This window comes from Sphingomonas sp. RS2018 (assembly GCF_054489605.1).
The window spans coordinates 999,213-1,005,518 of the sequence record NZ_JBTMWL010000001.1 but is presented as its reverse complement, the minus strand read 5'-3'; the positions used below and the strand labels follow the sequence as shown (position 1 = coordinate 1,005,518).

Here is a 6,306-nt window from a genome sequence, read left to right as displayed (position 1 = left end):
GGTTCGGGCGGTCAAGCGTCTAGTTCCAGGCCTGTGCGTTTTTTTCGAAAGAATTTTCGGTGACCGCTTTGCCGGTGAGTGTCCGTCCATCCGACCGAGGCGAACGCCCCCCCCTACCCGCCCCGCTAACCAGATGACGCGTTTGGACCGCGTCCAAATAGGCAAGTGCGGCAACCCACGAACACTATGAATAAATGGCGGAGAGGGAGGGATTCGAACCCTCGGTACCCTCGCGGGCACGCCGCATTTCGAGTGCGGTGCATTCGACCACTCTGCCACCTCTCCGCGAGGGGTCGCACCGCGGTTCGCTAAAAAGCAAATCGGTGCGGGTCGTTGGAGCGGGGCTGCTAGCGCAGGATCGGAGCTTAGGCAAGCGCCTGCTTGTGCGGTGCGCAAACACCCTTAGATTGTGGTCATGACCCGCCATCCCACCAACCTCGACATCCTCTCCACCGGCGTGCCGATGCCGCCGGTCGCCAGCGCCCGTTTCGACATTGGCGAGGTGGTGCGGCACCGCATGTTCGATTTTCGCGGCGTGATCTTCGACGTCGATCCGGTCTTCGCCAACAGCGAGGAATGGTACGCCGCGATCCCCGAGGATATCCGGCCGCCCAAGGACCAGCCCTTCTATCACCTGCTCGCCGAAAATGCCGAATCGAGTTACGTGGCCTATGTCAGCCAGCAGAACCTGGTGCCGGACGACAGCGACGAGCCCGTCGAGCATCCGGCGATCGGCGGGCTATTCGAGCGTGACGATGAGGGGCGCTATCGTCTGCGCCCGAATCACCGCCATTAAGCAGAGCGTGGAGGGAGAGGCCGTGAGCCCCTCCCCCAACTGATCCTCAGAACTGGGCGGTGAACCGCCCGTAAAGGAAGCGGCCGTTGAAGCCGAACGGCGAGAAGCCGCTGAACGGAATGTAGTAGTTCGACGCCGGATAAAAGCCGCCGCCAGCGCTCGCCGGGCGGGCGCCCTTCGGGAAGGCGTCCGGATAGGTGTCGAACAGGTTGTTCGCCCCGATCGCGAAGGTGGCGTGCTCCTTGAACGTATAGCGCACCTCCACGTCGGTGACCCACTTCGGCTCCATGAACAGGTCGTCGGGGCCGAAGTCGGTGAGGCTCAGCGCATTGCTGGTCGGTGCCGCAGCACCCGGCGCGATCACGCGGCCGTAGCGCGTAGTCTTCGCCGACACCGCGAAGTCGCCGCCGGAAGCGTCTGCGCTCAGCACCAGCTTGTCGCGCGGCTGACCGTCGGTGAAGCGCAGCCCCTCGACCCGGCCGAACAGGATCAGGTTCGGGATCTGTGCTAGCGGGCCGAGCGCATTGATGCGCCGATCGATCGAGTTGCGGTTGTGATTATACGCCGCCGACAGCGACCAGTTGCCGATGAAGTCGCCGCTGAAGCGGTAGGTGCCGACGACGTCGAAGCCCTTCGTCGTGGTGTCGAGGCCGTTGATGAAGAAGCGCGCGGCGCCGACCGACTGGAAACCGTTGGCATCCAGCACTGTCTTGACCGCGGCATTGACCGCGGTCGTGCCGCTACCCGCCGCGCCGAGGTTCTCCGTCAGGACAATGCGGTCGTCGATCTTGATATGGTAGTAATCGGCCGTAACGTTGAAGCCGCGGAACGGGTTGGCGGTGGCACCGACCGAGTAGTTCAGCGACTTCTCGGGCTTCAGCGGCTGCGACCCCAGCGCACGCGCGACCGCGCTCGACACGGGCAGCGTCGAGATATCGACGGGCAGGCCCGCGATGAAGTTGGTCGAGGTCGTGGTGAAGAACTGCTGGTGCAGCGACGGCGCGCGGAAACCGTTCGACACCGATCCGCGGATCGCGAAGCCATCGGTCACCTCGAAGCGCGCGGCGAGCTTGCCGTTCCAGGTCTCGCCGAAGTCGCTGTAATGTTCGTAGCGGCCCGCCGCGGTCACGGTGAAGCCGGTGAAGATGTCGGTGTCGAGCTCGGCATAGCCGGCATAGCTGTCACGCCCGACGTCGGTCCGCGCCGATGCCGGGAAGCCGGGGAAGCCTTGCGCACCCACCAGCGCGGCACGGCCCGGGAAGGCGCAGACGCTGGTCGCGGTCGTGAAGTTGCCGCCCTGCGCGGTGCAGTTCGCCGCCGTCGTCGTCTGCGATGCGACGAAGAACGGGCCGGCCGCATAGGATTGGATCTCACCCGGGCGGATCTTGAAGCTCTCGTCGCGATATTCCGCGCCGACCGCCAGCGTCAGCGGAGTCGCAAAGCCGACGTCGAACTCGCGGCTGAGGTCCAGATTCGCGGTCAACTGACCGAACTCAAGCCCGCCCGAATCGAAGCTCGACTTGCTCTGCGGCCCATAGGAGGCGTTGAGGCTGTTCTCGGTCCGATAGTCGAAGCGGTTGTTGCCGTAGACGACCGACAAATCGCTCTTGAAGCCCGCCAGATCGCCGCGGATGCCGAGCGCGCCAGAGAAGTCGCGCATCTTGGAGCCGATGAACGGCAGGAAGCCGTCGGCGCGCAGCGGCACGAAGTTGGCGGCCGACGGCGTCGCCCCCGGGACCAGCACCGAATAGTCGCGATTATTGACTTGGCTCGAGAAACGATAGTTCGCCGCAGAGAGACCGTCGCGACGCGTGAACGACCCGAAGGCGTAGAGCTCAAAATCGCCGATCGGATGGCCCGCGTTGGCGAAGACCGAATAATCCTCTGTCCGTGGATCACCGAATTCGAAGCTCAGGCGATTGAAAGTCGATTCGCGCGGGTCGAACGCGGTGGTCGGGCGATTATACTGCGGGCGGATGTCGTAGCCTGCGCGGTTGGTGTTGTCGCGATCGCGATATTCGCCGGTGACGTTCAGATAGCCGCCCTGCCCCAGCGGAACGCCGATGTTGGCGCCCAGCGTCCACGTGTCGCCGTCGCGCGCTTGTCGCTCCCCGGCATAACGCGCCTGCAACACGCGGGTGTCGTTGGGATCGAGGGCCAGTGCGACGCCCGCCAGTTCGGGGACGCCTGCCACATTGGTATAGTATTTGCCGTAGCTGACCGACGCCTTGCCGCCGTGGCTCGCGCGCTTCAGCTGGATATTGATGACGCCGGCGATGGCGTCCGAGCCATATTGTGAGGCGGCGCCGTCGCGCAGCACCTCGACCCGCTCGATCGCGAGCGCGGGGATGGAGTTTAGGTCGACCGCCGCCGAACCGCGCCCGACCGTGCCGTTGACGTTGATGAGCGAGGTGACGTGGCGACGCTTGCCGTTAACCAACACCAGCGTCTGGTCGGGTGCCAGGCCGCGCAACGATGCCGGGCGAATCACGTCGGTGCCGTCGGCGATCGACGGCTGCGGGAAGTTGAATGAGGGGACGAGCGTGTTCAGGATCTTGCTGGTTTCACCGAGACCCGAGTTCGATAGCTGCTCGCTGGAGATCACGTCGATCGGCACGGCGCTGTCGGCGACGGTGCGGTTCGCGGCGCGGGTGCCGGTGACGACGATCGTGTTTTCCGGCGCGTCGTCGGGCACGCCGTCCTGCGGGGTCGATCCGGCGATCGGATCGGCTACCGGCGGCGTCGCGGCGGTCTGCGCGGCGGCGGGCATCGACAGCGCGGCGACGCCGACCGACAGCATGAGCATGGTTGCGAACGAACGACGCATATAGATATTCCCCCGTGGCGACGGTCGGCCCCTGCGGTTCCGTCGATATTCCGCCGCCAGCTTATTACGTCCGCAGGCCGTCACAAGGCCGCAACAATTGGCGTCATGATTTCGATCGCGTATGTTGCCCCGCAGCAACAGCTGGACGTAACCGCCCGGCGGTTGACATCGCCGGATGCCTCCATTAGCTGCCGCCCTTCATCCCGACCGGCATGCCGGCGCGGGGCACATGTTTTGGATGAGAGTTACAGGCCCATGTTCGCAATCGTGCGCACGGGCGGCAAGCAGTATCGCGTTGCCGCCGGAGACAAGATCGTCGTCGAGAAAATCGACGGCGATGCCGGTTCGTCGGTGACGCTGGGCGACGTCCTGCTCGCCGGCGAGGGTTCCGACCTGAAGTCGGTCGCCGGCCTGACCGTGGCTGCCGAGATCATCGCGCAGGCGAAGGGCGAGAAGGTCATCGTCTTCAAGAAGCGCCGTCGCCATAACTATCGCCGCAAGAACGGCCATCGCCAGAACCACACGATCCTGAAGATCGTGTCGATCGGTGGCGAGCAGCAGCAGAACGCCGCCAAGGCGAAGAAGGCCGACGCGCCTGCCGCCGAAGCCCCCGCCGCCCAGGCGTAACCGAACAGACGTACGAAGAGAGTTTCAGCTCATGGCACATAAGAAAGCAGGCGGCTCCTCGCGCAACGGTCGTGATTCGGCCGGGCGTCGTCTTGGCGTGAAGAAGTTCGGTGGCGAAGAAGTCGTCGCGGGCAACATCATCGTGCGCCAGCGTGGCACGCGCGTCTATCCGGGCGTGAACGTCGGCATGGGCAAGGACCATACGCTGTTCGCGCTGACCGACGGTCGCGTTGCGTTCAAGGATGGCAAGCTCGGCCGAAAGTTCGCGAATGTCGAGATTATGGCCGAAGCGGCCGAATAACGGGTAACCGGACGGGTTGCCCACCGAGGGCGACCCGGGTTTCCGCAGCGGAACCAGCCAACAAGGGAGACGGGTCACCCCGGCTCCCTTTTTTCTTGCTCCCTCCCCCGCTTGTCGCGCGCATGTCATCCGGACGTGCTTGGGCGACGGGCGACGCATGAGGAGAGTAGGCATGTTCGCACGCACCCCGCGCCTGACGCTGCGTCCCGGCTGGATCGAGGACGCCCCCGCCCTGACCGCCGCGATCGCGCATGATTGCGTCGTCGCGAAGCTGGCGCGCGTGCCATGGCCCTATGCGATCGACGATGCGCGCGACTATCTGACGCGTCCGCCCGCGCGCGGCGAGGCGTCCAGCCTGATCCTGGCGCATGATCTGGGCGAGCGACCGGTGCTGGTCGGCAGCATCGGCATCCATCTGACGCCGGAGAATGGGGCGGAAATCGGCTATTGGCTGACCCCCGCCGCCTGGGGCCGCGGCTATGCGACCGAAGCTGGTCGCGCGGTGCTCCATGCCGCGCGCCACACCTTCGGCCATCGGCGGCTGACCGCGTATCATCATCTCGACAACCCGGCATCGGGCGCGGTGCTGCGCAAGCTCGGCTTCCGCAACACCGGCCGGATCGAGCCGCGCTTCAGCCGCGGCCGGGGCACCAGCGTTCCGAGCGCGACCTACGAGCTGGCGTTCGACGATGCGGGTGACATGGACGATCGACGCGTGAAACTGGCGGCGTGAGAAACATGCCGGGGTGAAGCAACACTCCGGCTAACCGTCCTACCATTGGTTCGCCCTGAGCGAGGCCGAAGCGCACCACTGTATAACGTGCTTCGACTTCGCTCAGCACGAGCGGTTTCCGAATGTCCGTCGTGGCTACGCCGCCGCTTCCACCAATCGCGCCGCCTCGAATTCACTGTCGACCAGCCCGATCAGCTTGCGATCATCGTGATTCCACGGATGGAAGCCTGGCAGGAAGAATGCGATCCACGCCCCCATCACCTTGCGCGCCATGCCGGGCCGGCCGAACGCATAGGCGAACAGTCGCCACTTCACCTTGGCCCCCGTCAGACCGTCCTGCGCCAGCAGGTCCAACATGCCGGTGGTGCGGCCGCGGAAGAACTTGATCGTCGTCAGCACCATCACCAAAGCCTTGACCCGCCAGCGGCGCCAGCGCGACCAGTGGCGCGTCGCGTGCAGCCAGGTGTCGTAGGCGACGCCCTTGTGCTCGATTTCCTCGATCGCGTGCCAGCGCCACAGCGCCGCTGCCTGCTCGTCGCCGCCGGCCAGATGGCTGGGATCGGCCACCAACTGGTGCGCCAAGATCGCGGTGAAGTGTTCGAGGCACATGGTGGCCGCCAAGCTGGCGATCGGCGGGCGGCCCTTCGTCAGCGCGATCTCCCGGTCCACACGCGCCTCCAGCCGCGAGGTGTCGTAGCCCTGGTCAGTCACGTGCCGGTTGAAGGCGACGTGCTCGCGGGTGTGGATCACCTCCTGCTTGGTGAAAGCCTGAATCTCGCGCGCCAGCCGCGGCGGCGCATCGTCGCGGAACTTGCGCACCGAATCGATGAAGAAGCCCTCACCCTTCGGAAACGTCACCGACAGCGCGTTGTAGAAGGCGGTGGCGACGGGGTCATCGTTCAGCCACCAGCGTCGATAGGTGCCGCCGCGGCCGAAGCGTATATCGCGCGGCGTGATCGTCAGGTCGGCGGGAGTCTTTGCGTTGGTCACGGTTATCCTCCAGACAGAACAGGTGGATAGCG

6 protein-coding genes and 1 tRNA gene are annotated in these 6,306 nt (G+C 65.3%); 4 read left to right on the top strand and 3 right to left on the bottom strand.

What is annotated here, in order from left to right:
• Positions 1 to 195: 195 nt before the first annotated feature.
• Positions 196 to 285: transfer RNA gene (locus ACX40P_RS05085), tRNA-Ser, on the bottom strand.
• Positions 286 to 415: 130 nt separating this feature from the next.
• Between ACX40P_RS05085 and hspQ the strand changes: the two genes are divergently transcribed.
• Positions 416 to 796 carry a heat shock protein HspQ gene (hspQ, locus tag ACX40P_RS05080; protein WP_459125186.1) on the top strand — a complete coding sequence of 127 codons (381 nt, stop codon included), beginning with the start codon at positions 416 to 418 and terminating at the stop codon, positions 794 to 796.
• A gap of 46 nt (positions 797 to 842) precedes the next feature.
• Here the strand turns inward: hspQ and ACX40P_RS05075 are convergent, their stop codons facing one another.
• The gene (locus ACX40P_RS05075; RefSeq protein WP_459125185.1) at positions 843 to 3,623 is read right to left on the bottom strand and encodes a TonB-dependent receptor plug domain-containing protein; all 2,781 of its coding nucleotides are present in this window, start codon (positions 3,621 to 3,623) and stop codon (positions 843 to 845) included.
• A 255-nt stretch (positions 3,624 to 3,878) separates the two neighbouring features.
• Here ACX40P_RS05075 and rplU point away from each other — a divergent pair, with 255 nt between their 5' ends.
• The 3 genes from rplU (at position 3,879) to ACX40P_RS05060 (ending at position 5,284) form a co-directional block, all read left to right on the top strand.
• Complete coding sequence (gene rplU / locus ACX40P_RS05070) at positions 3,879 to 4,250, top strand: 50S ribosomal protein L21 (protein ID WP_459125184.1); 372 nt, start codon at positions 3,879 to 3,881, stop codon at positions 4,248 to 4,250.
• 31 nt (positions 4,251 to 4,281) lie between these two features.
• Entirely contained in the window at positions 4,282 to 4,551 is a 270-nt protein-coding gene (gene rpmA / locus ACX40P_RS05065; protein WP_459125183.1) for a 50S ribosomal protein L27, read from the top strand.
• Between the two features lie 172 nt (positions 4,552 to 4,723).
• A complete protein-coding gene (locus tag ACX40P_RS05060) occupies positions 4,724 to 5,284 on the top strand; it encodes a GNAT family N-acetyltransferase (protein WP_459125182.1) in 561 nt (186 codons plus the stop codon).
• Positions 5,285 to 5,419: 135 nt separating this feature from the next.
• On the opposite strand, the gene ACX40P_RS05055 is transcribed toward ACX40P_RS05060, so the two are convergent.
• Positions 5,420 to 6,274: a metal-dependent hydrolase gene (locus ACX40P_RS05055; RefSeq protein WP_459125181.1), complete on the bottom strand. Its 855-nt coding sequence runs from the start codon at positions 6,272 to 6,274 to the stop codon at positions 5,420 to 5,422.
• Between the last annotated feature and the right edge of the window lie 32 nt (positions 6,275 to 6,306).